The organism is Pelagimonas sp. (genome assembly GCF_058892305.1).
Genome location: NZ_JBZXVN010000032.1, coordinates 25,646 through 52,645, shown reverse-complemented (window position 1 = coordinate 52,645; position 27,000 = coordinate 25,646). Strand labels below are relative to the sequence as shown.

General features: G+C 56.4%; 29 protein-coding genes. 13 read left to right on the top strand and 16 right to left on the bottom strand.

From position 1 onward, the window contains the following. Positions 1-5: 5 nt before the first annotated feature. Complete coding sequence (locus tag AC5EFR_RS13790; protein ID WP_493576371.1) at positions 6-752, top strand: lysozyme family protein; 747 nt, start codon at positions 6-8, stop codon at positions 750-752. Between the two features lie 109 nt (positions 753-861). After that, positions 862-2,406, top strand: coding sequence for a murein biosynthesis integral membrane protein MurJ (gene murJ, locus AC5EFR_RS13785; RefSeq protein ID WP_493576370.1), 1,545 nt, complete (start codon positions 862-864; stop codon positions 2,404-2,406). Here murJ and AC5EFR_RS13780 read toward each other — a convergent pair whose 3' ends face one another. Next, positions 2,407-3,093: a rhomboid family intramembrane serine protease gene (locus AC5EFR_RS13780; protein WP_493576369.1), complete on the bottom strand. Its 687-nt coding sequence runs from the start codon at positions 3,091-3,093 to the stop codon at positions 2,407-2,409. It lies immediately after the preceding gene. Between the two features lie 75 nt (positions 3,094-3,168). On the opposite strand from AC5EFR_RS13780, the gene trpS reads away from it, so the two are divergent. Beyond that, positions 3,169-4,200: a tryptophan--tRNA ligase gene (gene trpS / locus AC5EFR_RS13775; RefSeq protein WP_493576368.1), complete on the top strand. Its 1,032-nt coding sequence runs from the start codon at positions 3,169-3,171 to the stop codon at positions 4,198-4,200. Between the two features lie 23 nt (positions 4,201-4,223). On the opposite strand, the gene AC5EFR_RS13770 is transcribed toward trpS, so the two are convergent. From AC5EFR_RS13770 to ruvC, 5 genes are all read right to left on the bottom strand, one after another. Continuing rightward, a complete protein-coding gene (locus tag AC5EFR_RS13770; RefSeq protein ID WP_493576367.1) occupies positions 4,224-4,595 on the bottom strand; it encodes a SpoIIAA family protein in 372 nt (123 codons plus the stop codon). A 52-nt stretch (positions 4,596-4,647) separates the two neighbouring features. Next, a complete protein-coding gene (locus AC5EFR_RS13765) occupies positions 4,648-5,289 on the bottom strand; it encodes a hypothetical protein (protein ID WP_493576366.1) in 642 nt (213 codons plus the stop codon). A 125-nt stretch (positions 5,290-5,414) separates the two neighbouring features. Continuing rightward, a complete protein-coding gene (gene ruvB, locus AC5EFR_RS13760; RefSeq protein WP_493576365.1) occupies positions 5,415-6,443 on the bottom strand; it encodes a Holliday junction branch migration DNA helicase RuvB in 1,029 nt (342 codons plus the stop codon). A gap of 18 nt (positions 6,444-6,461) precedes the next feature. Beyond that, a complete protein-coding gene (gene ruvA, locus AC5EFR_RS13755; RefSeq protein WP_493576364.1) occupies positions 6,462-7,136 on the bottom strand; it encodes a Holliday junction branch migration protein RuvA in 675 nt (224 codons plus the stop codon). Then, positions 7,133-7,621: a crossover junction endodeoxyribonuclease RuvC gene (gene ruvC / locus AC5EFR_RS13750; protein WP_299925327.1), complete on the bottom strand. Its 489-nt coding sequence runs from the start codon at positions 7,619-7,621 to the stop codon at positions 7,133-7,135. Before ruvC ends, ruvA begins: the two co-directional genes overlap by 4 nt. Before the next feature lie 311 nt (positions 7,622-7,932). Here ruvC and AC5EFR_RS13745 point away from each other — a divergent pair, with 311 nt between their 5' ends. Then, positions 7,933-8,139, top strand: coding sequence for a DUF1127 domain-containing protein (locus AC5EFR_RS13745; protein WP_493576363.1), 207 nt, complete (start codon positions 7,933-7,935; stop codon positions 8,137-8,139). A 121-nt stretch (positions 8,140-8,260) separates the two neighbouring features. Here the strand turns inward: AC5EFR_RS13745 and AC5EFR_RS13740 are convergent, their stop codons facing one another. The 3 genes from AC5EFR_RS13740 to AC5EFR_RS13730 form a co-directional block, all read right to left on the bottom strand. After that, positions 8,261-8,605, bottom strand: a complete 345-nt coding sequence (locus AC5EFR_RS13740) for a hypothetical protein (RefSeq protein ID WP_493576362.1) — start codon at positions 8,603-8,605, stop codon at positions 8,261-8,263. Positions 8,606-8,709: 104 nt separating this feature from the next. Further along, positions 8,710-9,582: a 50S ribosomal protein L11 methyltransferase gene (locus tag AC5EFR_RS13735; protein WP_493576361.1), complete on the bottom strand. Its 873-nt coding sequence runs from the start codon at positions 9,580-9,582 to the stop codon at positions 8,710-8,712. A gap of 63 nt (positions 9,583-9,645) precedes the next feature. Next, positions 9,646-10,875, bottom strand: a complete 1,230-nt coding sequence (locus AC5EFR_RS13730; protein WP_493576462.1) for an MFS transporter — start codon at positions 10,873-10,875, stop codon at positions 9,646-9,648. 187 nt (positions 10,876-11,062) lie between these two features. Here AC5EFR_RS13730 and AC5EFR_RS13725 point away from each other — a divergent pair, with 187 nt between their 5' ends. Continuing rightward, positions 11,063-12,124 (top strand): YeeE/YedE family protein, encoded by a 1,062-nt coding sequence (locus AC5EFR_RS13725; RefSeq protein WP_493576360.1) that lies wholly within the window; start codon positions 11,063-11,065, stop codon positions 12,122-12,124. Between the two features lie 148 nt (positions 12,125-12,272). On the opposite strand, the gene AC5EFR_RS13720 is transcribed toward AC5EFR_RS13725, so the two are convergent. Both AC5EFR_RS13720 and AC5EFR_RS13715 read right to left on the bottom strand, forming a co-directional pair. Continuing rightward, entirely contained in the window at positions 12,273-13,034 is a 762-nt protein-coding gene (locus AC5EFR_RS13720; protein ID WP_493576359.1) for an ABC transporter permease, read from the bottom strand. Next, positions 13,031-13,966, bottom strand: coding sequence for an ABC transporter ATP-binding protein (locus tag AC5EFR_RS13715; protein WP_493576358.1), 936 nt, complete (start codon positions 13,964-13,966; stop codon positions 13,031-13,033). The genes AC5EFR_RS13720 and AC5EFR_RS13715 overlap by 4 nt, the downstream gene beginning before the upstream one ends. Before the next feature lie 151 nt (positions 13,967-14,117). Here AC5EFR_RS13715 and AC5EFR_RS13710 point away from each other — a divergent pair, with 151 nt between their 5' ends. Continuing rightward, positions 14,118-15,095 (top strand): DMT family transporter, encoded by a 978-nt coding sequence (locus tag AC5EFR_RS13710; RefSeq protein WP_493576357.1) that lies wholly within the window; start codon positions 14,118-14,120, stop codon positions 15,093-15,095. A 64-nt stretch (positions 15,096-15,159) separates the two neighbouring features. Here AC5EFR_RS13710 and hemE read toward each other — a convergent pair whose 3' ends face one another. Beyond that, positions 15,160-16,191, bottom strand: a complete 1,032-nt coding sequence (gene hemE / locus AC5EFR_RS13705; RefSeq protein WP_493576356.1) for a uroporphyrinogen decarboxylase — start codon at positions 16,189-16,191, stop codon at positions 15,160-15,162. 100 nt (positions 16,192-16,291) lie between these two features. On the opposite strand from hemE, the gene hemC reads away from it, so the two are divergent. Beyond that, a complete protein-coding gene (gene hemC, locus AC5EFR_RS13700) occupies positions 16,292-17,245 on the top strand; it encodes a hydroxymethylbilane synthase (RefSeq protein WP_493576355.1) in 954 nt (317 codons plus the stop codon). A 101-nt stretch (positions 17,246-17,346) separates the two neighbouring features. Here the strand turns inward: hemC and AC5EFR_RS13695 are convergent, their stop codons facing one another. Further along, complete coding sequence (locus AC5EFR_RS13695) at positions 17,347-18,330, bottom strand: NAD(P)H-quinone oxidoreductase (protein ID WP_493576354.1); 984 nt, start codon at positions 18,328-18,330, stop codon at positions 17,347-17,349. Positions 18,331-18,399: 69 nt separating this feature from the next. Beyond that, positions 18,400-19,089, bottom strand: coding sequence for a COQ9 family protein (locus AC5EFR_RS13690; protein ID WP_493576353.1), 690 nt, complete (start codon positions 19,087-19,089; stop codon positions 18,400-18,402). A gap of 114 nt (positions 19,090-19,203) precedes the next feature. Between AC5EFR_RS13690 and rpsU the strand changes: the two genes are divergently transcribed. Together rpsU and AC5EFR_RS13680 are read left to right on the top strand one after the other, a co-directional pair. Continuing rightward, entirely contained in the window at positions 19,204-19,410 is a 207-nt protein-coding gene (gene rpsU, locus AC5EFR_RS13685) for a 30S ribosomal protein S21 (RefSeq protein ID WP_049641104.1), read from the top strand. Between the two features lie 191 nt (positions 19,411-19,601). Continuing rightward, positions 19,602-21,341 carry an alpha/beta hydrolase gene (locus AC5EFR_RS13680; RefSeq protein WP_493576352.1) on the top strand — a complete coding sequence of 580 codons (1,740 nt, stop codon included), beginning with the start codon at positions 19,602-19,604 and terminating at the stop codon, positions 21,339-21,341. A 7-nt stretch (positions 21,342-21,348) separates the two neighbouring features. Here AC5EFR_RS13680 and AC5EFR_RS13675 read toward each other — a convergent pair whose 3' ends face one another. Both AC5EFR_RS13675 and AC5EFR_RS13670 read right to left on the bottom strand, forming a co-directional pair. After that, positions 21,349-22,821, bottom strand: a complete 1,473-nt coding sequence (locus AC5EFR_RS13675; RefSeq protein ID WP_493576351.1) for a D-alanyl-D-alanine carboxypeptidase family protein — start codon at positions 22,819-22,821, stop codon at positions 21,349-21,351. A gap of 232 nt (positions 22,822-23,053) precedes the next feature. Further along, entirely contained in the window at positions 23,054-23,749 is a 696-nt protein-coding gene (locus tag AC5EFR_RS13670) for an HAD family hydrolase (protein WP_493576350.1), read from the bottom strand. Between the two features lie 138 nt (positions 23,750-23,887). On the opposite strand from AC5EFR_RS13670, the gene clpS reads away from it, so the two are divergent. Genes clpS through hemF form a run of 4 tightly spaced genes read left to right on the top strand, consistent with a single transcriptional unit; the run spans position 23,888 to position 26,998 of the window. Beyond that, entirely contained in the window at positions 23,888-24,214 is a 327-nt protein-coding gene (gene clpS, locus AC5EFR_RS13665; RefSeq protein WP_299925499.1) for an ATP-dependent Clp protease adapter ClpS, read from the top strand. Positions 24,215-24,235: 21 nt separating this feature from the next. After that, the gene (locus AC5EFR_RS13660; protein ID WP_493576349.1) at positions 24,236-25,222 is read left to right on the top strand and encodes a class I SAM-dependent methyltransferase; all 987 of its coding nucleotides are present in this window, start codon (positions 24,236-24,238) and stop codon (positions 25,220-25,222) included. 38 nt (positions 25,223-25,260) lie between these two features. After that, positions 25,261-26,061, top strand: coding sequence for an SDR family NAD(P)-dependent oxidoreductase (locus AC5EFR_RS13655; protein WP_493576348.1), 801 nt, complete (start codon positions 25,261-25,263; stop codon positions 26,059-26,061). A gap of 40 nt (positions 26,062-26,101) precedes the next feature. Then, positions 26,102-26,998, top strand: a complete 897-nt coding sequence (hemF, locus tag AC5EFR_RS13650) for an oxygen-dependent coproporphyrinogen oxidase (RefSeq protein ID WP_493576347.1) — start codon at positions 26,102-26,104, stop codon at positions 26,996-26,998. Positions 26,999-27,000: the final 2 nt, after the last annotated feature.

The following is a 27,000-nucleotide window of genomic DNA, read 5'->3' as shown; positions in this document are numbered from 1 at the left end:
GCAGAATGCACCGTTGGGTACTTGTGATCGGGCTTTGGATATGTGGTTGGGGGGGCTCCTTCGTTGTTGCGGAACAATTGCCGATGGACAATCGCGGTAGCCTTTTGGCCACCCGTCAGCCGATGTTTGCAACTTCTGGCGCGGCAACAACCGCCCCGCGCAACAACAGCAGCCTGTTTGCCGGTCAATCCGCAGGGAGCCTTCTGGCCCCCTACCCCGCCCGTGCAAAACCCCAACCCACCGCCGCCCGCTTTCATTTGGGGATGACCCCAAACACCCCCTTGGCGCGCATCCGTCATCTGATTGCTATGGCTGAGGCCGGCAAGAAGGGATATGACGCCGTTCAACATGGGGCCAAACGCAAGCCGTCCAAACGCCCGACCGACATGACAATCCAGGAGATTTATACCTGGATCGCCAACACGCCGGGCCAACAACACGCCATTGGGCGCTATCAATTCATCCCCGCAACCCTGCGCCGTTTGGTGAAAAAGCGCGGGATTAGCCGTCAGGCGCGGTTCGACAAGAAAACTCAAGATGCCTTGGCCGATGTTCTCTTGGCCGAAGCTGGTGTTCATGAGGTGATCAAAGGTGAGCTGCCGCGCCGTCGTTTCATGCACAACCTCGCCAAAATCTGGGCTGGTCTACCGACGTCAAATGGCGAATCCTATTACAAGGGGATCGCAGGCAACAAAGCCACGATGAGTTGGTCGCATTTCGACCAGGAAATGAGACGGATCTTTCCGGGGTAAACGCGCTTTGAAAGCCGCTTGAAACACCGGTTTGATCAAAGGGTTTCCTGCCCCGTTTACCCGAACAGCCAAATCCGATAGGCCTGCCGCAATTCGAAAGGCAGCTATCATGAAACCGATCAAACTGATTTCAGGCGTGATGACCGTCGGCTTTTGGACATTGGCAAGCCGCATTCTGGGATTTGTCCGCGAAATCATGATCCTGAGCCTCATCGGCCCCGGCCCGGTCATGGATGCGTTTGTCGCCGCCTTTCGCTTGCCCAACATGTTTCGTCGTTTCTTTGCCGAAGGCGCATTTAACGCCGCTTTTGTACCAATGTTTTCTAAGAAATACGAAGCGGATGAAGACCCGGTCGGGTTTGCTCGCGATGCTTTGAGCGGCCTAGCCTTGGTTCTAACACTACTCACAGCGCTAGCCTTGATCTTCATGCCCGCCCTTGTTTATGCGACCGCTGGCGGCTTGGCGGGGGACGGACGTTTTGACCTCACCGTCGGGTACGGCCGGATCGTCTTTCCCTATATCTTCTTCATCTCGCTTGCGGCGCTGTTCTCTGGCGTTTTGAACGCGACCGGCCGCTTTGCCGCCGCCGCCGCTGCGCCCGTCTTGCTCAATATTTTCTCAATCCTCGTTATGGCCATCGCCCATGCTGTGGGCGGTGAAGTTGTCACTTGGCTGGTTTGGACAATACCTTTCGCAGGGATCGCACAGCTGACCCTGGTTTGGATCGCCACTGATCGCGCCGGGATCAAGCTCCGGCCATCGCGTCCGCGCTGGACACCTGAGATGAAAATGCTGGTCGTGACCGCCGTTCCCGCCGCCTTGGCGGGTGGTGTTATGCAGATCAACCTGCTCGTTGGCCAATGGGTTGCGTCGAGCTTCGACAGCGCCATTTCATGGCTCTATTCAGCAGACCGCCTATATCAACTGCCGCTTGGCGTAGTCGGCATCGCCGTGGGGATTGTTTTGCTGCCTGACCTGTCCCGCCGCCTTAAGGCCCAAGATGAAACAGGTGGGCGCGAGGCGTTTTCGCGGGCCGGGGAATTGTCATTGGCGCTAACCATCCCGTCTGCGGTTGCTTTGATGGTTGTGCCTTTGCCACTCGTTTCTGTTCTTTTTGAACGCGGAGCGACATCCCACGCCGACGCCCAGGCGATTGCTTTGGCCGTTGCGATCTATGGCTTGGGCCTGCCGAGTTTTGTCTTGCAAAAAGTGCTGCAACCGCTGTTTTTTGCCCGTCACGACACCAAAAGCCCGTTCCGCTATGCGGCTTGGGCGATGGTGATCAACGCCGTGCTGGCCTTTGGGCTTGCGCCCGTGATCGGCTGGTTTGCACCGGCGATCGCAACAACGGTTGCGGGTTGGGTCATGGTGGCGATGCTGGCCAATGGCGCGCGCAAAATGGGGGATGTCGCCCGCTTTGACAGCCGCTTTTACAGCCGCCTCTGGCGCATTTGTCTTGCTTCGGCCGTGATGGGCGGCGTTCTTTGGGCGGCACATCTGGCGTTGAGCCCCTGGCTCTATGCCCAATATGTCCGATATTTGGCGCTTTTGGTACTGATTGCCATCGGATCGCTCGCCTATGGCGTATCAGGTCAATTGCTCGGCGCGTTTAGCATTTCGGAACTCCGCGGCATTGTGCGACGACGCAAGTAATCAATTGCGCCGCATCAACTCCAAGAACCGTGACCAACCGCCGGGAACCAGCAAAACGGTGATCACAAACCCTGTGGCAAATCCGGCCAGCTCGGCAACCCAAGAATTATCGCCACCAAACAAGAGCGCAAAAAGGAACTGGATCACCAAAAGCATCCCGATCAACCGGAACGCCAAAATCTGAGGCGCGCCCAAGGCCCCAAGCTTTGCCCACATGAAATAGGTGAACCCGCCAATAAGACCGTAGGCAGGCGGGTAAGCCCCGATCAAAATGCGCGGATCATCAAACACCAGCCCATAGGCCAAGGCCCCAACGGCAGCGGTTGAGAAATAGATCACCACAAATTTCCAAGCCCCAAGGGATTCGGCCACGATTTTGCCCATTGCCAAAAGGATCACCATCGCAAAAAGACCGTGGGTGAAATTGGCGTGGACAAACACATAGGCAACAAACCGGAGTAGATGCTCGACCGGCCACTGCCCGGTGCTGATCATCCATTCAAAGACCTTGTCCGAAAAGCCAAACCGCTCCCATGCTTCGATGCGCCAACCAACGGCGGACCGATCACCGATCAATCCGCGCTCGGCGAGATTGAAGGCCAACTCTAAACCCGCCATCACCAGAAAGAGGGCCACCACAACCGGAGGAAGCGGGTTAACAGCGCGTTCATTATGCGGATGGGTCATTTCTGCTCTTTCTTGACGATGCCTGATGCCATGGGTAAGCCACACGAGTCCATTATTCCAGACGGAGATAGAAATATGACAGAGGGCGTCCAAACCCCATCTGCATTTACCCCACGCATCTTTTCGGGGATCAAACCCTCGGGCGGGCTGACGCTGGGCAACTACCTTGGCGCGATCCAAAAATTTGTCGCCGCTCAGGATGCTGGTACCGAAAGCATCTTTTGCGTGGTGGACCTGCACGCCATCACCGTCTGGCAAGACCCAAGCGATCTGCGCACAGCCACCCGCGAAGTGGCGGCGGGCTATATCGCCTCGGGCCTTGATCCGGCGAAATCGATCCTTTTCAACCAAAGCCAAGTGCATGAGCATGCGGAATTAGCGTGGATTTTCAACTGTGTCGCACGTGTTGGTTGGATGAACCGCATGACGCAGTTCAAGGAAAAAGCCGGTAAGAACGCGGAAAAGCAATCGCTTGGGCTATATGCTTACCCATCGCTGATGGCGGCGGATATTTTGTTGTATCACGCCACCCATGTCCCGGTTGGTGAAGACCAGAAACAGCACGTTGAGCTTACCCGCGATATCGCGTCCAAGTTCAACCACGACTACAAGGTCGACTTTTTCCCAATCGCGGAACCGGTCATCGAAGGCCCAGCCGTACGGGTGATGAACCTGCGCGACGGGTCCAAGAAGATGTCGAAATCTGGTGAAAGCGACATGGAACGCATCAACATGCTCGATGATGCGGATAAGATTGCCAAGAAGTTCAAGAAAGCCAAGACCGATCCGGAACCGCTTCCCGAGACGCTTGACGGATTAGATGGCCGCCCCGAAGCGCGCAATTTGGTCAACATTTACGCGTCGCTATCTGGTCAAACCTCTGAACAAGTGATCAGCAACTATGCCGGGGCCGGTTGGGGCAAATTCAAGCCCGCGCTGGCAGATTTGGCTGTCGAGAAGCTTGCGCCAATTTCGGACGAAATGCGCCGCTTGATGGATGACCCGACCGAGATCGACAAAATCCTTGCGCAAGGGGCCGAAAGAGCCCGCGCCATCGCGGCACCGGTCCTGAAACGGACCTACGACATCGTCGGAATGGTGCGTTAAATCAAAGGCGTCGCTGGGTTTGACTACCTATCAAGAACCCAGCGACGCGCCTCTTCCAACTCTGCCCGTTTGAACGATTTCATCCGTATCCCCAAAGTGACGGGAGCCGCAGAAATGATCGGGCAATACCACCCGATATCCGACACAATCGCCACCCGGTCGATATGCGCCAAAAGCCCGCCATCTTCGGGGCCCGGTTCGGTGACGATTTGCTCATCAAAACCCGCGAAACTGTCGATGATTTCGATGACCTGAATGCTTCCTTGTGTCTTAATGAACCCGGCCATTGGCATCATAATAGATGCATAGTCTTCGCGGCACAGTGCACCGCGTACGGTAAGCTCTATTGTGCGTCGCTCGGGGAATTCGGCATAGGCCATGGGCACGTTGGGCATCTCCTTTTTGATAAAAAGTAGAACCCCTTACCTTGCGTCACCTTGATCCCAATCAACTAGCGTCACTTGCCCCCATAGACAAGACCCGGGCTGACAATCGCAAGGCGTGGCTTGGGTCTTGGGCGACGGGCGGCATCACCGGGTCATAGGTGGCCTTGATGACCGCGCCGATCTCGGGATGCAAAACAACCTGACCGCTTTCTAGTTTGGCCAAAGGTGAGCGCTCCGAAAACGCCTTTTCCGACCACAAAAGGAAGACCTGAGCCACTTGGCTCAGCGCCAAATCCTCGGCTGGCTGTTTCGCCATGACGTCATCCATCCGCAAAAAGACAAACGCCGCTTGAATAGCCCCGGTGTCATCAAAGCGAAAAACCCGATACTGGTTTGCCCCTGCGTCTTTGAGGCGGGCAACCATCGGATCAAGCCCGTCAATCAGCCGATCAAGGTCCGGAACGCCAAGCAGTTCATCCCAATCGCGGAAAAAGAACATCATGACGTTTGACCCAAGCTCCGGGTCGGTTTCCGCCATTTTGTGATCGGACAAAACGCACAGCGCCTCAAACGCCCCTTTGACAATGCTCAGGGTCTCATCTTCGATACCAAAGACAATCGGCACGATCGGTCGCCCCCAGCGGGCGCATAGATAAGAGCCGTCATTGCGGGTAAACAGCGTTTCGATCTCTTGCGGTGTCATGACGTCTCCTGCGGCTGGGTCTGCCCGATATGGGTTTCAAAACCTGCGCGGGGTTTAGCCATAGTCTGGGTCGCAACACCAGTCGAAATTCCGACGCAGATCAGGCCAATCAAGAGGCGCACCACTTACTTGGCAAACAAATCCGTTTGGCCCGGTGGCTTGGGGGCTGCCATACCAAGATGGGTCCAGGCCTTTTGGGCCAACATGCGGCCACGCGGGGTGCGCTGGATCAGGCCCTGTTGCAACAGGTATGGCTCGACCACTTCTTCAAGTGCATCTCGGCTTTCGCTTAGGGCTGCGGATAGGGTTTCGATCCCAACCGGGCCACCAGCATAGTTTTCAGCAATCAGTTTGAGATACCGCCGATCTGCGCCATCCAACCCAAGGGCATCCACGCCCAAACGGGTCAGGGAGCTATCGGCCAACGCCTTGGTCACGACACCACCGCCTTCGACGATGGCGAAGTCGACGACACGTCGTAACAAACGGCCAGCGATGCGCGGGGTTCCACGGGCACGTCGAGCAATTTCAAGCGCCCCGTCGCCCTTCATCGTCACGCCAAGTTTGCGCGCGTTTCCGGCGACGATGGTTTCCAATTCGGGGATTTCATAGAAATTCAGCCGGGTCGGAATGCCGAACCGGTCGCGCAATGGCGTGGTCAAAAGCCCCAGCCGAGTGGTGGCTCCGACAAGCGTGAAGGGCTGCAACTCAATCCGAACCGTGCGCGCCGCGGGGCCTTCGCCGATCACCAGATCAAGCTCAAAATCCTCCATCGCCGGGTAAAGCACCTCTTCGACGGCAGCATTCATCCGATGAATTTCGTCGATAAACAGAACGTCGTTGCGTTCCAGATTGGTCAGGATCGCGGCCAAATCACCGGCCTTGGCCAAAACCGGCCCAGAGGTCATGCGAAAACCAACCCCCAATTCGCGCGCCATAATCTGGGCCAGCGTGGTTTTCCCAAGGCCGGGTGGGCCATGAAACAACGTATGGTCCATCGCCTCGCCACGTTCACGCGCCGATTGAATGAACACCCGTAGGTTGGCACGGGCTTCGGCCTGACCGATGAAATCATCAAGCATTTGCGGCCGCAAAGCGCGGTCACGGTCGCCGGGCATTTGCTCGGGGCGCAGGGTTGGGTCAGGCTCTGTCATGATGTGTCCCTAAACGCCTTAGCCCGCCGGTGCGAGCAGTTTCAGCGCCGCGCGGATCAAAGCCGGGGTCTCGGCCTCGGGGGCTTCTCCGGCGGCTTGTGCCACAGCGGCGGCGGCCTCGCTTGGGCCGTAGCCCAAATTACCAAGCGCGGACAAGGCTTCGGATTGCGCAGAGGCATTGGTTTTCTTGGCGGGCGCTTTGGGTTTGCGCGTCGGTTTAGTCGGGGTTTCGATCACATCATCAATGACATCTTCCGCCGTTGTCGGTTCCGATTGGCCCATGGCCATGACGGTCGGGGCCTTGTCCTTTAGCTCAATCACCACGCGTTGTGCGGTTTTCGGGCCAACACCTTTGGCCACTTTGATGGAATTCCAATCCTCAAGGGCAATGGCCCGGCTGACGCCATCCGCGCCCAGCGCGCCCAAGATCGCAAGCGACGCCTTGGCCCCGATCCCCTGAACCCCCATCAACAGGCGGAACCATTCCTTTTCCACCAAGGTCGGGAAACCAAAGAGCTGCAAAAGGTCTTCGCGCACCAAAAGATCAGTATAAAGGGCCGTCGCCTCGCCAACGCCCGGCAACGATGCCATGACGCGATCGGTGCAATAGACGACATACCCAACGCCACGCACATCAATCAGGACGTGGTCCATGGTCTTGTATTCAATCCGCCCTGCAATACGCCCGATCATGCCCGCACCTTCATTCTGTTTACGCTTTGGTGATGCGCATGGCAGATGGCAATCGCCAAAGCATCCGCCGCATCCGGCCCGGCGAGATCAACGCCGGGCAATTGCATTTTCACCATGTGAGCAATCTGGTTCTTGTCGGCATGACCAACACCAACCACGGTTTTCTTGACGCTATTGGGGGCATATTCGCCAATCGGCAGGCCAAATTGCGCCGGAACCAACAAGGCGATCCCGCGCGCTTGCCCTAGTTTCAGGGTGCCAACCGCGTCTTTGTTCACAAATGTCTTTTCAACGGCGGCAATATCGGGCGCGTATTTGCGCAAAACATCGGTCAATTGTTCATGCAGGGACAGCAGGCGAACCGCCAATTCCGTGCCTGTTGAGTGGCAAACGCCATTTCCGATATGCCTGAGTCGGCTTCCGTCGACCTCAATCACGCCCCATCCAAGGTTTCTGAGACCCGGATCAATCCCCAATACTCGCATCGCTGCCCGCTTATGTTGCTTTTTAGGCACTTCTAGCACGAAAGGGGAACAAACGCCAAGGTTAATGCGCCATGTCGCATTTGCGACGCGCGTTGATCAATAGGCGACAGAGGGCGGCAAAACAGGCTTCTGCAACGCAGAAAAACGACACATCCCTAGTCGCATTTTCACCTTGTTTTATGGTCCGTTAACCGGACTTTCCGCCATGCAGAAAACGCATAGAACCCATGCAATAATCGCCACTTGTCTGGGCGCTTCGCCCATTTTATGTGCGGTTTTAGAATTACCAAACTTACTCAAGGAGACTAGACATGGCCGCACTCGACCAGACCCGCCCCTTCGTAGCCGCTGGCTCCGCCAAAGGCTTCGCTTCCGTATTCGCGTCACTCGCCGGAGCATTTTCCGCATGGAAAGACGCCCGCGAAACACGCAAAACACTGTCCTCACTCAGCGATCGTGAGCTGGACGATATCGGCCTGAACCGCGCCGACATCGACGTTATTGCGGGCCGCTACTAAGCGTCCCCATCCCCGTCAACTTGGGTTGAAAGGGATCGGTTTTCGCCTCACACTCCCAGGCGAAACAAAAGAGCCGCGTTCCAGATCCGGAACGCGGCTTCTTTTTTGGTCGCCACTTGTATCACGCCACAAAGGGCGACATCACCTCGGCGATTTTGGCGGTGATCGGGTCGATCTGCATCAAAAAGGCCCCGACCCTGTCCGATGTGGTGCCCGCGGCCAAGGCATCGAGATGGCCTTGGTACACATCCCGCCCCAACCAATAGAGCACAAAGCTTTTGAAGGTGAACAGGCCGACAATGCCCATGACAAGGAATCGCAGCGCGTAATTGCCGACCTTGTTGTCTGGCACTTGGACAAACCGACCATCCTTGGTCTGTTTATTCACGTACCCCCGCGCCATACGGGTATGTTTCTTTCGCACCGCTTTTTGGCGGATGTCAAATGCTTGGAGGGATTCGTCCATGGCAGCCTCTGTTTGTCCGGCCCCCACCGGATACAAAAGAGGTACTGCCAAACTATGGCGAAAATTGGGCAAATGTGGCGAATTTTCCTTAACTCAGGCGAAAATTAACCAGGTTTGCGCAAAGTAAGTGTCACCCATTCGCCAATTGTGTCGCGACGAACAAGGTTAACGCCATTGCTTTCGTAGACCTCGATCACCTCATCTGCCTGACGCACAAGAATACCCGAAAGGATCGCATAGCCGCCCGGTTGCAAGCTACGTGACATGTCAGGGGACAGGTCGATCAGGGGCTGTTTGAGGATATTGGCAAACACCAAATCAAAAGGCGCACGTTCCGCCAGTTTTGTATGACCAAAGCCCGCCGCCTCGACACAGACGACCTTGCCATTCAGGTTGTTGGCGGTGACATTGGCTTCGGCGACTTCTACGGCGACTTCATCAATATCCGACACGATGACCGGATCGGGCCAGATGCTCGCCGCGCCCATGCCCAACACGGCGGTGCCACAGCCGATGTCGGCGACGTTCTTGCCGACAAACCCGTCGCTCGCCAAACGATCAAGCGCCTCTAGGCAGCCTTGTGTCGTGCCGTGATGCCCGGTGCCAAAGGCCATGGCGGCCTCGATCAACAGGGGAACACTGTCTTCTGGGATTTTGTCGGCGTCGTGGCTTCCGTAGACAAAGAAACGCCCGGCCACCACAGGGGTCAAATCGCGGCGCACTTTGTCGACCCAATCGGTATCGGGAACCTCGGAGACCACAAAGGGATCGGCCCCATAGGCGGCTGCCAAGAGCGTCAGTTCGATATCATTGGGTTTCTCTAGGAAATAGCCACCGACTTCCCACGTTTCACTGCCATCTTCGATTTCGAAAACGCCGATGCCCGTGGGTTCCGGATCCATATCTTCGAGCGCAAGGCCCAGCGCCTCGGCGGCGTCTTTGGCGGGCAATTTGGTAAAGGCGGTGAAGGTGGGCATGGCTGTCTCCGGATACGGGTTCCGCGCCCTCCTACACCACTGCTCCCCTTTGCACCAGCTTGGCTATTGCGCCGGTGTCGGCACCCCGCGCGAGAAAATGGTTTCCATGCCAGGTTCAGGATGACGCGGGATCATCAGAGCCAAGGCAAGGCTCACCGCCGCCATTGCCGCAGCTAGGCCAAACACTGCCCCTGGCGAGATCAGCCACAGGTATCCCAGCAGTGCCGGTAAAAACACCGCCGCTATATGGTTGATGGTAAAGGCAACGGCCGCCGTCGGAGCAATATCCGCCGGGTCCGCAATTTTCTGAAAGTAGGTCTTTAGCGCGAGGGCCAGTGAGAAAAACAAATGGTCCAACACGTAAAGAACAGAGGCGAGCAAGACGCCCCAGCCGAACCAATAAATGCCGCCATAGGCCAGAAACACAACAATGAGCCCGACATATTCGAACACAAGAGTCCGGCGTTCCCCAAAACGCGCAACCGCATGACCAAAGACCGGTGCCAACGCGATATTGGCAATCAGATTGATCAGATAGAGGCCCGTGACCTCATGCACATCAAAGCCAAAGCGTTCCACCATCATGAAACCGGCAAAGACAACAAAGATCTGGCGCCGTGCCCCCGCCATGAATTGCAAGGCGTAATAGAGACCATAGCGGCGGCGCAGAATGAACTTTTTGACCTGCGGGTTCGGGCTTTCGAATTGACGAAAGCCAACAACGCAATAAGCAACAATCAACAGGGTCAATCCGCCCGAGACCATAAAGACAGTGTTGTAAGACAACCCCAAGCTTTCCCACGTTAGAACGATCAACGTGTAGGCAACCAGTGTCGCCGCCGACCCCGCCGCAATCAACCAGCCCAACATTTGCGGCGCCCGATCTTTTGGCAGCCATTGTAGTTGCAGGCTTTGATTGACGGTTTCGTAGTAGTGAAACCCGATCGAGCTAAACAGGGTGACAAACATAATGCCACCCACCGTCGGGAACCACGCGGTGACCGCGGTCGCCACGCCCAAAAGCGTCAAGGAGAGCAAGGCAAGCACCTGTTCACGCACAAACAAGATGATCAAAATCACACCAACGGCAAGAAAACCGGGGATTTCACGGACAGTGTGGAGCCAGCCGATATCCGATCCGTCAAACTGCGCCACTTCGATGACAAAGTTATTGAGAAGAGCAGACCATGTCGAAAACGACAAGGGCAAGGCAAGGGCCATCAAAAACAAAAGCGTCACAGGGCGCTGCCAGATTGGCAGAGACTGGGCATCAGATAGGGTAATGGTTTTCATACCCTCGGCTTTACGCCCCCAAAGATGCTTTGGCGAGTCGTCTATTCGTGCGTGAATGCGCATCAATCGTGTGACGCGCACACATTCATCAAAAACAAATCATAATTTGTGCATGCGTATGATTTAAGTCAAGGCAACGTTGCTCACATCTGGCGCAGGTTCCGCCAAAGCGGGAAAGGAGCGGCGCATGGATTTGGTTCCCTTGGTAGAGAGCATCGGTGAAAACCCGACGGCGGCACTGTTTGGTTTGATCACCGGCATCATCTTTGGCGTCTCGGCGCAACGATCCCGGTTTTGCCTGCGCGCAGCCACGGTCGAATTTGCCCGCGGCCGCATGGAAGACAAAGTCGCCGTATGGCTTTTGACCTTTTCAACGGCGGTTGTCTGGGTTCAAGGGGCGCAGCTTTTGGGCCTTATGGACAGCAGCGAAGCGCGAATGATGGCCGTTCCCGGCAGTTGGTCCGGCGCTGTGGTTGGTGGTTTGATTTTCGGCGGTGGCATGGTTTTGGCGCGCGGCTGTTCCGGGCGCCTTTTGGTTTTGGCGGCGACCGGCAACATGCGCTCGATCGTGTCGGGGCTGATCTTTGCCGTCGTTGCCCAGATGAGCCTAACCGGCTGGTTGGCCCCGCTGCGCGATTCTATTGCCTCGCTCTGGATTACATCGGGGGGGCGCAACATGGATTTGCTTTCAGCCGCCCATTTGCCCAAAGAATCCGGTCTGATCCTTGGGCTTTTGATCGCGCTGTTGGCGCTTGAGCTATCTCGCCGCCACAAGATCGGGCTTAGCCGATTGTTCTTTGCCTCTGGCGTCGGATTTGCGGCAGCCGTGGGCTATGGGTTGACCTATGCGTTGTCTCAGGTCGCCTTTGAACCGGTGCAAATCGAAAGCCTGACCTTTACCGGCCCGTCGGCCAACACCTTGATGTTCTTTCTTGATCGCAACTCGATCTTGGAATTTGACATCGGTCTTGTCCCCGGCGTTGTGATCGGGTCCTTCCTATCCGCCGTTTTGGCCAAAGAGTTTCAGTTCCAAGCCTTTGAAGGCGCGGGCCCCATGCGGCGCGCGATGATTGGCGCGGTGATGATGGGCTTTGGCGGCATGTTGGCGGGTGGCTGCGCCATTGGGGCCGGTGTGAGCGGTGGTTCGATCTTTGCCGGAACCGCTTGGCTTGCCCTATTTTGCATGTGGATTGGTGGCATGGCGATGGACATGGCCCTGGGTGGGCGAAACGAAACGGCAACGGCCTAACCCACACCGGGTCACGATGGGTTGAAAACCGCCGCAAAGACCCGCACATCACAAGGCACGAGCAGCGTGGGTTTGGCAAAACAACGCAGCTTGCGGGACAGGAGCGGGGCGGTGAGGCCTTTCCGCTCCTGTTTCTTTGATCATATGGTCATTGGCGGATGCGCCATCCGGTTTTGAAGATCCACCAGATTGCCCCAAGGCACAGCGCCGTAAAGCCACCAATGGCCAAAAGGCTTGTCGCAATAGGCACATCAGCAACCCCAAAAAACGACCAGCGGAAACCGGAAATCAGGTAAACCACCGGGTTAAATTTGGTGATGACCTGCCACACCGGGGGCAACATCGAGATCGAATAAAACGCCCCACCTAGGAACACCAACGGCGTAACCACCAGGAGCGGAATAAGCTGAAGCTGTTCAAAATTACGCGCCCAAATGCCGATTATGAATCCAAAAAGCGAAAAGCTTATGCAGGTCAGCAGCATGAACAGGATCATCGCCACCGGGTGGGCAATATGAATGTCCACAAAAAGCGCCGAGGTCACAAGGATCACAACGCCGATGAACATTGCCTTGGTTGCAGCCGCCCCAACATAGCCGAGCACGATTTCAAGGAAGTTCACCGGAGCGGACAAGAGTTCAAAGATCGTGCCGATAAATTTGGGGAAGTAGATGCCAAAGGACGCGTTGGAAAGCGCCTGTGTCATGACCGACAGCATGATCAGACCCGGCACAATAAAGGCCCCATAGCTCACGCCTTCGACCTGATCAATCCGCGAGCCAATCGCCGCACCAAAGACGACGAAATACAAAGCGGTCGAGATGACCGGTGAAATGAAGCTTTGCGCCAAGGTTCGAAAGAACCGCGCCATTTCAAAACGGTAGATTGATACGACAGCTTGCCAATTCATGCTGCGTCCTCCCCTTGACCATGAACAAGGCCAACAAAAATATCCTCAAGAGAGCTTTGGACCGTGTTTACATCGCACACCTTGAGACCGGCATCGGGCAAGGCCGCCATCAAACGGCCAATCCCAGTGCGGTCGGCCTTGGCGTCAAAGGTGTAGACAAGCGTCCGTCCATCGTCGTCAAGCGTGAGGTCAAATTGCGACAGGCTGTCGGGGATAGTATCTAGTGGATCGGTTATTTCAACACGCAACTCTTTCTGCCCCATCTGCGCCATAAGCGCCTCTTTTCCTTCAACCAAAAGGATCTCACCGCTGTTGATCACGCCGATCCGGTCGGCAATGGCCTCGGCTTCTTCGATGTAATGGGTGGTCAAGATGATGGTCACGCCATCGCGTTTCAGCTCCTCGACCGTTTCCCACATATCGCGACGCAATTCGACATCAACGCCGGCGGTTGGTTCATCCAAAAACAGCACCCGCGGTTCATGGCTGAGCGCCTTGGCAATCAAAACCCGGCGCTTCATACCGCCAGAAAGCTCCATCACCTTGGCATCCCGCTTTTCCCAAAGCGACAGCTTGCGCAAGACCTGCTCGATAAAGGCATCATTGCGCGGCTTACCAAACAAGCCCCGTGAAAACCGCACGGTGTTGATCACCTTTTCAAACGGTTCGAGATTGATCTCCTGAGGCACCAGGCCAATCAGGTTGCGCGCTTCGCGGTAGTTGTCGATGACATCATTGCCGCCAACAACAATGGTCCCGTCGGTCGGTAGCGTGATCCCGCAAATCGCCGAAATGAGCGTTGTCTTGCCCGCGCCATTCGGCCCAAGCAGCGCCAAGATTTCCCCTTCTTCGATATCAAGCGACACACCTTTGAGCGCTTCAAACCCGCCTTCATACACTTTCCGCACGTCGCGGATTTCTACCATTGCCATGTTTGGCCCCCTGATTTCGCCCGCTGCACCCTAAATGTGCACAGCGCAAAGGCAATTGTTCAATACTGCACAGCACCCATGCACAGACCTATTGGTTCGTCCTGTCGCAAACTGGCTGGACGCGTCGCAAACCGAGCGATAGGGCTGGTGCATGACTTCCGAAAAAATCAATCTTCCGGCCAAGGGGATCATGTTTATCCTGATTGGCACGGCTGCCATTTCCGTCAATGATCTGTTGGTCAAAATGTTGTCCGATGGCTATCCGCTGCATCAAACCATCTGGGTGCGGTCCTTTGTCGGGCTGCTCTTTACGCTGCTGTTTTTAAAGTTCGAAGGCGGGTTTGCGGCGCTGCGCACCTCAACACCGAGCATTCACGCCTTGCGCGGCGCATTGATCGTCTTTGCGAATATGACATTCTACGCGGCGGTGGCGGTTATGCCGCTTGGCCAAGCGACCGCGCTTTTCTTTGTCGCGCCCCTGTTTATCACGCTTTTGTCGATCCCTATCCTTGGTGAAAAGGTCGGCATTTTGCGATTGGCGGCGGTTTTGGTTGGCCTCATCGGCGTTGTGATTGTTCAACAACCTTGGAGCGGCGAGTCGAGCGTTCCACTTTTCGTTCTTTTTCTGCCGGTCATCGCGGCGTTTCTCTATGCCTTTACCCAAGTCCTCACCCGCAAACTCGGCGTGTCTTCCCCGGCTTCGGCACTGGCGTGTTACATCCAGTCCACTTTTCTGATGGTGTCGACCCTGTTTTTCCTAGTTGCAGGCGATGGGCGCTACGCTGAAGGTATCGACAATGACAGCGTCACCTTCCTATTGCGCGCATGGCGCTGGCCGGACACGGGCGACATTCCGGTTTTCATCGGCTTGGGCCTGTGTTCCGGGGCCATCGGCTACTGCCTGAGCGCCGCTTATCGCTCTGCCAATGCCGCCACCATAGCCCCGTTTGAATACATAGGCCTGCCACTGGCGATCTTTTGGGGATGGATGATTTTTGGCGAATGGCCAGATGTCGCCATGTGGATTGGCTGCACCTTGATCATCGCAGCAGGGTTGTTTGTGTTTCTGCGCGAGCAAATAAAAAACCGCCCCCTGCCCGGTCGACGCAGGCTTTGGGGGCGGCGATAATTCCTATGGTCGCGTCCGGACGCCCAAAATCCGTGCACGGATTTTGTAGCGCAAGCCGGAGAGGTTAGACTTTGCCGCGAACTGCGTCGATCATCAGTTGCACATTCTCTGGGTCCGCATCCGGTGTGATGCCGTGACCTAGGTTGAAGATGTGCGGCCCATTGGACAAGGCTTTGACGATGCGCTTGGCTTCATCCACCAGATCCTGACCACCGGTCACCATATGACGGCTGGCCAGATTGCCCTGAACACAACCGCCAGTTTGAACATTGGCCGCGGCCCATTCGGCGGTGACACTATCATCAAGCGCCACACAGTCCGCCCCGGTCGCCTCGTGGAAACCAACGTATTTGTCGCCCGCCTGACGCGGGAACGCTATGACCGGCAGGTCAGGGAAGCGTGATTTCAGCTCACCGGTAATGATCCGCGCGGGTTCCTTGGCATAGCGGTCAAAATCGTCGCCCTGCAAAGACCCGGCCCAGCTATCGAAGATTTTAACAACCTCGGCACCGGCTTTGACCTGTTCGGTCAGGTAATCAATGGTCGATTCGGTCAAACGGTCGATGATCTTTTCGAACAGCGCCCGGTTTTCCCCTTTAAGCGCATGGGCAGGCCCCTGATCTTTGGTGCCTTTGCCCGCAATCATGTAGGTTGCCACCGTCCATGGCGCCCCCGCAAAGCCGATCAACGTCGTTTCCTCGGGCAATTCCTTGCGCAAAATTCGCACGGTTTCGTAAACCGGATTGAGCGTCTCGTGGATCATCTCACCACGACCCAGCTTGTCAAAATCGGCATCCGAACCGATGGTCGACAAACGCGGCCCTTCGCCGGTCACAAACCACAAATCCATGCCCAGCGCCTGGGGCAGCAACAAGATATCCGCAAAGAGGATCGCCGCATCAAACCCATAACGTCGGATCGGCTGCAACGTCACCTCAGCCGCCAGTTCGGAATTGTAGCATAGCGACAGGAAATCACCTGCCTGCGCGCGGGTCGCTTTGTATTCCGGCAAATAACGCCCGGCCTGCCGCATCATCCAGATCGGCGGAGTGGGCAATGTCTCTCCGGCAAGCGCACGCAAAATGGTTTTGGTCATGACGGCACCTTTGTTGTTTGTCACCCTCGTCCCGCGCCTGAGACAGGATGTCAAGCGCAGCCCATTGTCACCCTGCCTTTGCAGCGCTAAAGCTTCCTCCATGACACAGAAGCCCACAGCAGATGCCCCGTTGAAAATCGGCACCCGCGGATCCCCGCTGGCGCTGGCTCAGGCCCATGAAACCCGCGCGCGCCTGATGGCGGCCTTCGATCTGCCTGAGGATGCATTCGAAATTGTCGTGATCAAGACAACCGGCGATGATCGCAGCTTGATTGACGCGGATCGCCCGCTCAAGGAAATCGGCAACAAGGGCCTTTTTACCAAAGAGATCGAAGAAGCCATGCTAAACGGCGACATCGATATCGCGGTGCATTCGATGAAAGACATGCCGACGGAGCAGCCAGACGGCCTGATCCTCAATACCTATCTACCGCGCGAAGACACGCGGGATGCCTTTATCTGCCCGCAATTCCAAAGCCTGCATGACCTGCCCCAGGGCGCGGTTGTTGGCTCGTCCTCCTTGCGTCGCCGGGCCCAGCTTTTGGCGCGCCGCCCCGACCTGCAAGTGGTTGAATTTCGCGGCAACGTCCAAACCCGCCTTAAGAAACTCAACGAAGGCGTCGCAGTTGCCACCTTCCTTGCCATAGCAGGTCTGAACCGCATGTCGATGACCGAGGTTCCTCGGACAGCTATTGAACCAGAAGACATGCTGCCAGCGGTTGCCCAAGGTGCCATCGGTATTGAACGCCGCACAGATGATACGCGGATGGAACTGATGCTGGCGAAAATCCACGACACCGACACCGGTATTCGCCTTGCCGCTGAGCGCGCCTTTTTGGCGGAACTCGATGGGTCTTGCGAAACACCGATTGCGGCTCTGGCTGAACTCGATGGCGGAACACTGCGCCTACGCGGCGAAATTCTCCGCCCAGATGGTAGCACATCTCATGCCGGTGAAATCAGCGGCAAGGCCTTTGACGGTCCGCAACTCGGCCGCCAATTGGCGCAAGAACTCAAAGGAAAGGCCGGTCCGGGTTTCTTTGACTGGCACTGACACTGACGATCCCGCCTTCTGCTTCTTCTGTCTCCAATTATCCTGGGATGAATGGAGCTGAAGGCACAAGAGGGGGCTATCCCCCTCCGCCACCGGTGTAGTTACCCAACCTTCAGAACAATTTTCCCGATATGCCCCGAGCTTTCCATGCGGGCGTGGGCTTGGGCTGCGTCCACAAAGGCAAATTCCGAATCCATCACTGGAGCGATCTTACCTGCATCCAACATCGGCCAAACCTTGTCGCGCAGCGCGTCTGCAATCCGCGCCTTGGCCAGATCGCTTTGCGGGCGCAGCGTGCTTCCGGTGATTGTCAGACGGCGCGTCATCACCTGCGCAAAGTTCAACTCGACCTTGGGCCCTTGCAAAAACGCGATTTGGACGAGCCGTCCATCATCGGCCAAAGCTTTGACGTTGCGCGGCAAATACGGCCCGCCAACCATATCCAAGATTAGATCGGCCCCACCTTCGGCCCGCATCACATCGACGAAATCGGCATCACGGTAATTGATGGCTTTTTCCGCCCCCAACCCCAGACAGGCCTGACATTTTTCATCCGACCCTGCGGTCACAAACACCCGTGCGCCAAATTGCGACGCAAGCTGGATGGCCGTTGTGCCAATCCCACTTGATCCACCATGGATCAAGAACCGCTCTCCGGCCTGCAACGCCCCGCGTTGAAACACGTTGGAATAGACGGTGTAGAAGGTTTCCGGCAAACATGCCGCCTCTTTCAAACCCATGCCATTGGGGACAGGCAAGCAATGCGCCGCAGGGGTCGCCACATATTCGGAATATCCGCCACCGGGCAACAAGGCACAGACCTTTTCGCCGATCGCGGGCCATTCAACGCCGCTGCCGACCGCTACAACTTCACCCGAGGCCTCAAGCCCCGGAAGGTCCGACGCCCCGGCGGGTGGGTTATACATGCCGGCACGCTGCAACGCGTCGGGGCGGTTAACCCCGGCATAGGCCACTTTGATCACAACCTGACCCGGTCCCGCCTCGGGCATCGGGCGTTCACAGGGTTTCAAAACCTCGGGGCCACCATGTTCGGTGATCTCAATTGCGCGCATGGTTTGTGTCATCGGGGGCTCCTCTTCCGGCTTGCCCTGTTGGTATCACCCTTGCGGCGCGGTGCAAGTGGGGCGCATGTCTTAGAACGGGCGTCCACCGGGAACATTACGTGGCCCTCCCTCGGGGGCTTTGACCTGCTCAAAGAGCTTGCCCAAGCCATCCATCACACCGCCAATCACCGGGGCTTTGCGCATCGCCGCTTTGGTTTTCTCAAACTGCATAACGTTTTCAATACGGCGGTCCAAGAACTCCCATGTGGCACTATGTCTGTCGGACTGATCCCCCAACCAATACAAAACCACCGAAGAATAGACAGCCGAGAGCGTCGCGCGCTTTGAATACCAGTTCAGATCACGCGACGAATCGCCCATCGCAGTCCAAATGCGATCAGAAGTACCCCAGATCAATTTGGCCCCATCCGCCGCATTTTGCGGCAGGGCAAACAAGGTTGTTCCACGCTGAACCAGCTCGCGATCATCAACCGCCTCGATCCGGGCGCGCACCGCAAAGGTGACCTTGTCGCGGATGCGCATGTCGTCAAATCCGGCCTCTCCCATCCGCGCCACCATCGCGTCATCACCACGCTGATGATACAGTATAGCAAGGTCCAACGCCCCACGCGGACACAGCGCGCGCGCCATTGCCATGTCCATTCCACAATCTTGAACAGCGGCTTTAAATGTTTCTTCGTTCCAGCCATCAAACGGCACATGGATCAAAGCAGCATCCAATAGGGGATCAACAGGCGAGGTGGAAATTTGGTCCGACATGTCACGGGTTCCTTTGGTCTGTTCGCTAAGACTAGACAAATTTCAACCGGCTTGCTATAGGCCGGGCTCCTGCAAATCCTTGCAACACAAACTTAGAAAGGTGGTGAAAACCACATGCAGGTCAGTGTTCGTGACAACAATGTCGATCAGGCGCTTCGCGCTCTGAAGAAAAAACTGCAGCGCGAAGGTGTGTTCCGCGAAATGAAGCTACGTCAGCATTTCGAGAAACCGTCCGAGAAAAAAGCGCGCGAGAAGGCCGAGGCCATCCGCCGTGCCCGCAAGTTGGCTCGTAAAAAAGCTCAACGCGAAGGCATGATGTAAGCAGTTATTGTTTACGCTGTAAAAGATAGACGACCCCCGAATGCCTTGGCGTTCGGGGGTTTGTCATTTTTGGGACCTTGATTTGCGATCTAGGACGCTGAAAAGGTAGGGCATCCCTGCCCTTGTCATATTACGTGCCAGCGGCGAAAATCAGTTTTCTTTGCTTGTCAGGAATTGGACCCCAAATGCCAATGCGCCCGCTGTTCGTGTTTTTAACCGTTTTGCTTGTGACCCAGCTGGGCTGGCAGACGGCGTCTGCGCAGGATATTTCGCGGGTGGTCAGCATTGACCGATTGGCTCAGAGTGACCCTCTAGCCGCGCTTCAGGAAACCGATGTCGCCCTACGTGATCCACGCGCAGTAGGCACCCCGCCTGATATTCGAATTTTGTTGGACCTGCTCCAGCTGCGCGCCGAATTGCTCGAACAGATGGGCCAAACTTTGCAGGCGGCTGATGCTTGGGCGTCTGTTGCACGCACCCGTGCCTTTTCACGCGCACATCTACGTCAAGACCCGGTTCCCGCCTTTCTCAAATCCGCCGCCTTGTATGAGCAAGAACAAGCCCTTGGCCGCGCTCGGCAGGTCACCGAAGCCGCCATTGCCGCAGAAAAGGAAACCGGCCGCGACGACGCCGCCTTGCTAAGCCTTTATGAGCTTTTGGAACGGCTGGCCAATCTGGATCGTGATCCCAAGGCCGCCGATATGGCATTGGCGGCGCGCGAAGCCTTGACCGGTCCAACATTTGAAACGCAGGCCGAAAACCCAAAAAACGGCTTTCGCATTGTCGATGTTTATTATGCCACCGACCGCGCCCGGACCGGTCAAAGCGATCCGCGCGAGTTTTATGGAACCCAGCGCAATACGCATTTGGAATTGGGTGTCGCACAGGTCACGATCCCAGAAACCCATGTTTCCGGAACCGTCGAGCGCCCGTCGGTTTGGCGTTTGGAGTTCAACCCGTCGCCGACCAAACACATTTTGTTGAAATCGGTGGAACCGGTGAATGCCGATGCCTTCTTTGGCCGCTTACAGGGCGAGTTTACGGCCGATCCTCAGCGTGATCTCTTTGTTTATATTCACGGCTTTAACCATAGTTTCGAATATGCCGCGCAGCGTGCCGCTCAGATCACCTTTGATATGGGCAACGCAGCCGTTCCGGTGCTTTTCTCATGGCCATCGCGCAATAAGACCGCCGGATATTTTGCCGATGCCGCCGTTGTGCGCCTGTCGGGGCGGCGTTTGGCGGTTTTCCTTGAGGATTTGGTCCAACGCTCGGGCGCGCGCACGGTGCATGTTCTCGCCCATTCCATGGGATCACGGGCCTTGACCGATGCGCTGGAAATCATGGCCCTGCGCCGCAATGCCAAACCCCAGGACCCACCGGTTTTAGGCCAGGTGATGTTTGCAGCCCCGGATGTTGATACGGAATTGTTCGCCGCAATGGCAAATGTTTTCAAACCCTTGGCCAAACGGACAACCCTCTATGCCTCATCTACCGATTGGGCATTGGTCTCGTCTCACAAGCTCCACGGCACAACGCCGCGTGCAGGATTGGGCGGCGATCTACTACTGGCCTCTAGTGGAATCGACAGCATCGACATGACCGCCATGGGCGAAGACATGTTGGCGCATAACTACTTTTCCAATGACAGTTCCGCCCTCGCGGATATGGCGACATTGTTCTGGCAAGATGCCTCGCCGGCACAACGCTGTGGTTTGCAAATTCGGTCCGACAGCCAGCAACCGGTTTGGGATTACCGTACCGGGCAATGCCCTTCAAATGACCTGATCAGCGTCTTCTCGAACTTGCAGCAAAAAAACATCCACCAAAGCGAAGACGCGCGCAAACTTGTGGTGGAATTGGTGCCCGATCAAGGCAGGATCGAAGTCATCCTATCCTTGATCGAGCGTATTCTGACGGACCAGAAATAGGGCTTAGTCAGCCCGGCCCGATCATAAAGCACGTCACCTGACGCGCCTGAAGGCGTTTGCAAGCCAATTCGGCGGTATCACGAGACAAGCCCATAAAGTTTGCGTCGAAACCACGTTTGCCTTTGACCACCTTGCGCAGCGACCCATCCAAAGTGGTGGTTTCTGCCAAAGCCGTTTTCAGCAAAACTTTCTCGGCGGCAAAGCGGCTGGGATAGCGCCCGACGTTGATACCCCAATGGCGCCCACCAGATGTTGACAATCGCGTCACAACTTCGGCTTTGCGCGACGGCGTTGGCACATCTCTGGGGGCAACTGTGGCGACCGCCACACCTGCCGGTCGGATCACGGGCTTTATCGACGCAGCTGGCGCATTCCCTGATTTGGTCGGGGCAACGGCGGCAACGCTAAGAACCTCTTTCAAGGCATTTTCAATGTCATCCTGAGCATCGGCAACCATTTGAGATGTATCAGGAACTTTGACTCTCCGCGCCTGCGGGCGGAGGCTGCGCGTGACTGCAGCCGACGCAACACGCACCGATTTGGCGCGTGCCCCCGGTTTGGCAGACGGCTTAGTTGCCGGGGCTTCTACAACGATTGTTTTCCCTCGGCCAGACCCGCGGTAAGGGGGTTTTTTGGGTGCGCGAAAGGACACCCGTGTTGGGGCCCGCTTGAATCCCAAATCCAGCAATTCAGCGACTTTGGCGTTACGGGACGCTGTTGAACGCCCGCCAAAAACCGTTGCGATAACGCGTTCACGACCCCGTTCGGCGGACGCCACAAGGTTGAAGCCAGCGGCCCGAGTGTAACCGGTTTTGATGCCATCGGCACCGCGATAGTTGCTGAGCAAACGACGGTTTGTATGTGACACCTGCCGCACCCCAGCATCCACCGTTTTGCGCGAGAACAGGTTGTAATACATTGGATAGTCATAAATGACGTGTCGCCCCAAGATCGACATGTCACGCGCCGTAGAAAGGTGCCCGCTCTCGGTCAGGCCGTGCGCATTGCGAAACGACGTCCGCGTCATGCCGAGCGCCTTGGCCGTGCGGTTCATCCGACGCGCAAAGGCGGCTTCGGAACCTTCAATCGCTTCGCCAATCGCGGTGGCGGCATCATTGGCGGATTTAACCGCAGCCGCCCGCACCAAGTAGCGCAATTTGATCTTTTGCCCGGCCCGCAACCCAAGTTTCGACGGCGGCTCTGAGGCCGCGTGGGTCGAAATCTTGACCTTGGTGTCCATGCTGATTTCGCCGTTCTGTACCGCCTCAAAGGCGATATAGAGTGTCATCATCTTGGTCAGAGATGCCGGGTGCAAGCGGGTGTCCGCATTGCGTGCGTGCATAACCTTGCCTGATCGGGCATCCATCACCAAAGCTGCGTAGGGCGCAGCTATCGCGCTGAACGGCACCAATAGGGCCAACCAGATAAACGTGAATAGATACAGGCCCAATCGGCCCGTTTGCCTGCGACGTCCCGTCACGATCTCTGCCTTCTACTGCCTCGGTGGCCCCGGTTTTCCGGTGACCAAATATTGTTATTGGCATTGACACTAGCACGGAAATCACTTTCAGAAAAGCCCGCAATCTATTGATTTTTCGTAACTTTATATTAACCACCCATTCAACATCTAGGGGTTCTCAGGAAAAGCCCCCCTAGACCGGCCAATAAGGCGCAATTGTGGCAAATTAAGGCGAAAATGTGGCGATTATTTCTCAACCGATTTGCGCGACCAGATCGACCAATTCCGAAAGATCATTGAGCGTATGAAACCGCGGTGATTGGGGGGGCTCCGCATGTTCAAGATCCCAAGCCAAGTCATGGGGGACATAAACGCCCCAGCTGCCGATCTCGATTGCCGGGCGCACATCAGACTTCATCGAATTGCCAACCATCATCGCCGCCTCGGCACCGCCGGGTTTACTTTCAAAAATCCGCGTATAGGTGGCGGGCACCTTGTCTGACACGATTTCGACCGCATCAAATAGCTCCCCCAATCCCGATTGCGCGAGCTTTCGTTCCTGATGCAGCAAATCGCCCTTGGTGATCAAAACCAGATGATGCCCGCCGCAAACCGCCTCAACGGCCTCGCGTGCATGGGGCAAAATCTCCATCGGGTGATTCAGCATATCGCGACCTGCCTCCAACAATTGTGAGATAACCGACGTCGGCACCTTGCCATCGGTGACATCAATCGCGGTTTCGATCATCGAAAGCGTGAACCCTTTTACCCCAAACCCATAGTGGCCAATATTGCGCCGTTCCGCGTCGAGAAGGCGGGCATCGAGATGCTCGGGCTCTGCGTAATCCCTTAACAACTCCGCGAATCGCTGTTGGGTGAGATGGAAAAAACGCTCGTTATGCCAAAGCGTATCGTCGGCATCGAAGCCAATTGTACGTAATTTCTTCACCTTTCACCTCTTAGCTTTCCCGCGCCCCCTTTTCGTCGCGGTCAGACAGGTTATATAACCGGGCTAACCGTATGAAGGCAAAGCACGCAGCTGATGACAAACACCCTGAACTTCCGGACGCTCGCCCAGAATTTCACCATGACCGACCCAAATGGGCCGGATGATGGCGAAGGGGATGCCGGTATTGCTGTGCAAACACGGCCAAAAACCAAACGGCCACCGTTGTACAAGGTGATGCTGTTGAACGACGATTACACGCCGATGGAGTTTGTCGTTCACGTTTTAGAACGCTTTTTCGGCATGACCCATGCCCAAGCGTTTGAGGTCATGTTGACGGTTCACAAAAAGGGGTTGGCGGTTGTGGGTGTCTTTTCCCATGAGATCGCTGAGACCAAAGTGAGCCAAGTGATGGATTTTGCCCGCCAAAATCAGCACCCGCTCCAATGCACCATGGAAAAGGAATAGGTCCGCGAGGGCAGTTCTGAGATGAGCATGGATCGCCTCTCCTACGCCACGTCTTCGGCGGGTCTGACCCTGCCTGACGGGAAAATTGCGCTGTTTGGCGCGTTGATTGCCGATGGTCTGGGTGATCTTGCCCCCCAACAGGTCGAGGTTATCCAACGGTTTCATCCTGAGTTTACCGCTTGGGAAAAACGTGTTGCCACCGGAACCGAGCCCAAAGGCCCCTATGCCGCATCCATTGTGACATTGCCGCGGGTGCGCGCCTTGGCGCAGGCCCAAATTGCCCAAGCTGCACAGGCAACGCCGGGGGGGTTGGTCGTAATCTCTGGGGCAAAGACCGACGGGATCGACCCGATCGCCAAGGCGTTGAAAAAGAAAGTGACCTTGCTTGGCAATGTGGCCAAAGCCCATGGTCGCTGTCTTTGGTTTCAAGCCTCGGATGCGTTGGACGATTGGCTAGCGCCAGAGATGAGCCGCAATGCCGAGGGTGATTTTACCGCACCGGGTGTGTTTTCCGCGGCCGGGTCCGATCCGGCGTCACGGGCGCTTGCCGATGCTCTTCCGAAAACGCTCAAAGGAAACTTTGCCGATCTTGGCGCTGGCTGGGGCTGGCTCTCGCGGGAAATTCTCAAACGAGATGGCGTAAAAACGTTGCATCTTGTCGAAGCTGACTTGACCGCTTTGACCTGTGCCAAGGCCAACGTCACCGATTCCCGCGCAGATTTCCATTGGCACGATGCCACAACGTGGAAGGCCGCCAGCGCATTGGACGGTGTTATTATGAACCCGCCTTTTCACACCGGACGCAAAGGTGACCCAAACCTTGGGCAGGCCTTTATCGCCAGCGCTGCGCGCCTTTTGCCAGCCCATGGTCAACTGTGGATGGTTGCGAACCGCCACCTCCCCTATGAGGCGACATTGGAGACCCGATTCCGCGATGTCAGCGAAATTGCCGGGAATTCAAAATTCAAAATTCTACATGCATCCCGCCCCTCTCGCACCCGGCGATGAGTTCGGCTAACGTCGCCGCATAGGCGAAGGAGTCTCTTATGGGTTTTTCCATCGAAGGCAAAACGGCGATCGTCACAGGGTCCGCCAATGGCGTTGGTCTGGCGATTGCGCGGCATTTCGTCGACAAAGGCGCAAATGTCATGTTCGCGGATATGGACGAAGACAGTCTCGTCAAGGAATGCGGCACAACGCAAGAAGATGGCAATATGCGCTATTTTGCGGGCGATTTACGTGAACGCCTAACCATGGCCAACCTGCTCTCGGCCACATTGGACGCCTTTGATCGGGTTGATATTCTTGTCAATGGTTCTCGTCAGACGATGCAATCATCACCGCTTGATTTTGATGATGGGTCCGTTGAGCAAATGTTGTCCCAGAACCTGATGACATCGCTCCGCCTTAGCCAATTGGTCGCCAAACGGATGATCAAACAGGCCGAGGGTCAGGAAGAAGGGCAAGTGGGGTCTATCATCAACTTGTCGTCTATCGCCGCGCGTCGGACGCACCCCGAATTGCTAGGCTATTCCGTATCCTGCGCCGCATTGGATCAAATGACCCGGTCGATGGCGGTTGCCCTCGCACCCGAGCGTATTCGCGTCAATGCCGTGGCCTTTGGGTCGGTGATGTCCGCAAGCTTGCGCGGCATTCTCAAAGAACACAAAGACTATCGCGCCGACATTGAGCAACACACGCCGCTGGGCCGCATCGCCGCCCCAGAAGAACTTGCCGAAGCGGTTCAGTTTCTGGCCTGCGAAGGCTCAAGTTTCATGACCGGGCAAATCATGACCATTGATGGCGGGCGCACCCTGCTCGATCCTGTCGCAGCCCCGGCACATTGATGCTCACCCTCTGTCGGTTTACACACCCACCGACAGGGAGATGACCATGACCGAAATTTTTGCCGACGAGAAAGCCCGCGCCAGCGGCTGGTTTCGCAGCCTGCGCGACGAAATTGTTGCCGCCTTTGAAGGGCTGGAAGACAGTCACGACACCGGCCCCTTTGCCGATCAAGCCGCCGGTCGCTTTGACGTGAGCGAAACCAAGCGCCAATCTGATGATGGCTCGGATGCGGGTGGCGGATTGATGAGCGTCATGCGCGGTGGTCGTGTTTTCGAAAAGGTCGGCGTTAACGTGTCGGCCGTCTATGGCACTTTGGGCGCGGCGGCGCAAAAATCCATGGCGGCACGCGGTGTTCCCGGAATCGAAAAAGACCCGCGGTTCTGGGCCTCTGGGATTAGCCTTGTCGCTCATATGCAAAACCCGCACTGTCCGGCGGTACATATGAACACCCGGATGTTTTGGACGCCAAATGCCTGGTGGTTTGGGGGTGGCTCAGACCTTAACCCTTGTCTTGAATATGACGAGGACACCGCGCATTTTCATGCCACCCAACAAGCCCATCTCGATCCACATGGTGAAAGCCTATATCCCGAGCTCAAGACATGGGCGGATGAGTATTTTTACATCCCACACCGCAATCGCGCCCGTGGGGTTGGTGGGATTTTCATGGATGATCGCAACACAGGCGATTGGGAGGCCGACTTTGCGCTCACCCAAGACATCGGTCGCGCCTTCCTTCCGGCCTATGTGCCATTGGTTGAAAAACGCCGTGTGGATGCGTTTGGGGAGGCTGAGAAAGACGCGCAATTGGTGCATCGCGGTCTCTATGCCGAATACAATCTTGTTTATGATCGCGGTACTAAATTTGGCTTGGCGACGGGGCACGACGCCAATGCGGTATTGATGAGCTTGCCTCCACTGGCGAAATGGGTGTGACG

Excerpts from the sequence above, each read along its gene's own strand:
- AC5EFR_RS13790 (WP_493576371.1), top strand. The coding sequence starts at position 6 with ATGCACCGTTGGGTACTTGTGATCGGGCTTTGGATATGTGGTTGGGGG.
- AC5EFR_RS13765 (WP_493576366.1), bottom strand. The coding sequence starts at position 5,289 with ATGACACCGCAAGAGATCGAAACGCTGTTTACCCGCAATGACGGCTCT.
- AC5EFR_RS13660 (WP_493576349.1), top strand. The coding sequence starts at position 24,236 with ATGAGCATGGATCGCCTCTCCTACGCCACGTCTTCGGCGGGTCTGACC.
- AC5EFR_RS13745 (WP_493576363.1), top strand. The coding sequence starts at position 7,933 with ATGGCCGCACTCGACCAGACCCGCCCCTTCGTAGCCGCTGGCTCCGCC.
- AC5EFR_RS13695 (WP_493576354.1), bottom strand. The coding sequence starts at position 18,330 with ATGACACAAACCATGCGCGCAATTGAGATCACCGAACATGGTGGCCCC.
- AC5EFR_RS13780 (WP_493576369.1), bottom strand. The coding sequence starts at position 3,093 with ATGACCCATCCGCATAATGAACGCGCTGTTAACCCGCTTCCTCCGGTT.
- rpsU (WP_049641104.1), top strand. The coding sequence starts at position 19,204 with ATGCAGGTCAGTGTTCGTGACAACAATGTCGATCAGGCGCTTCGCGCT.
- AC5EFR_RS13680 (WP_493576352.1), top strand. The coding sequence starts at position 19,602 with ATGCGCCCGCTGTTCGTGTTTTTAACCGTTTTGCTTGTGACCCAGCTG.
- ruvA (WP_493576364.1), bottom strand. The coding sequence starts at position 7,136 with ATGATCGGGCGTATTGCAGGGCGGATTGAATACAAGACCATGGACCAC.
- AC5EFR_RS13730 (WP_493576462.1), bottom strand. The coding sequence starts at position 10,875 with ATGAAAACCATTACCCTATCTGATGCCCAGTCTCTGCCAATCTGGCAG.
- hemE (WP_493576356.1), bottom strand. The coding sequence starts at position 16,191 with ATGACCAAAACCATTTTGCGTGCGCTTGCCGGAGAGACATTGCCCACT.
- ruvB (WP_493576365.1), bottom strand. The coding sequence starts at position 6,443 with ATGACAGAGCCTGACCCAACCCTGCGCCCCGAGCAAATGCCCGGCGAC.
- AC5EFR_RS13655 (WP_493576348.1), top strand. The coding sequence starts at position 25,261 with ATGGGTTTTTCCATCGAAGGCAAAACGGCGATCGTCACAGGGTCCGCC.
- AC5EFR_RS13720 (WP_493576359.1), bottom strand. The coding sequence starts at position 13,034 with ATGAATTGGCAAGCTGTCGTATCAATCTACCGTTTTGAAATGGCGCGG.
- ruvC (WP_299925327.1), bottom strand. The coding sequence starts at position 7,621 with ATGCGAGTATTGGGGATTGATCCGGGTCTCAGAAACCTTGGATGGGGC.
- AC5EFR_RS13715 (WP_493576358.1), bottom strand. The coding sequence starts at position 13,966 with ATGGCAATGGTAGAAATCCGCGACGTGCGGAAAGTGTATGAAGGCGGG.
- clpS (WP_299925499.1), top strand. The coding sequence starts at position 23,888 with ATGACCGACCCAAATGGGCCGGATGATGGCGAAGGGGATGCCGGTATT.
- hemF (WP_493576347.1), top strand. The coding sequence starts at position 26,102 with ATGACCATGACCGAAATTTTTGCCGACGAGAAAGCCCGCGCCAGCGGC.
- AC5EFR_RS13710 (WP_493576357.1), top strand. The coding sequence starts at position 14,118 with ATGACTTCCGAAAAAATCAATCTTCCGGCCAAGGGGATCATGTTTATC.
- AC5EFR_RS13740 (WP_493576362.1), bottom strand. The coding sequence starts at position 8,605 with ATGGACGAATCCCTCCAAGCATTTGACATCCGCCAAAAAGCGGTGCGA.
- AC5EFR_RS13770 (WP_493576367.1), bottom strand. The coding sequence starts at position 4,595 with ATGCCCAACGTGCCCATGGCCTATGCCGAATTCCCCGAGCGACGCACA.
- AC5EFR_RS13690 (WP_493576353.1), bottom strand. The coding sequence starts at position 19,089 with ATGTCGGACCAAATTTCCACCTCGCCTGTTGATCCCCTATTGGATGCT.
- murJ (WP_493576370.1), top strand. The coding sequence starts at position 862 with ATGAAACCGATCAAACTGATTTCAGGCGTGATGACCGTCGGCTTTTGG.
- trpS (WP_493576368.1), top strand. The coding sequence starts at position 3,169 with ATGACAGAGGGCGTCCAAACCCCATCTGCATTTACCCCACGCATCTTT.
- hemC (WP_493576355.1), top strand. The coding sequence starts at position 16,292 with ATGACACAGAAGCCCACAGCAGATGCCCCGTTGAAAATCGGCACCCGC.
- AC5EFR_RS13735 (WP_493576361.1), bottom strand. The coding sequence starts at position 9,582 with ATGCCCACCTTCACCGCCTTTACCAAATTGCCCGCCAAAGACGCCGCC.
- AC5EFR_RS13725 (WP_493576360.1), top strand. The coding sequence starts at position 11,063 with ATGGATTTGGTTCCCTTGGTAGAGAGCATCGGTGAAAACCCGACGGCG.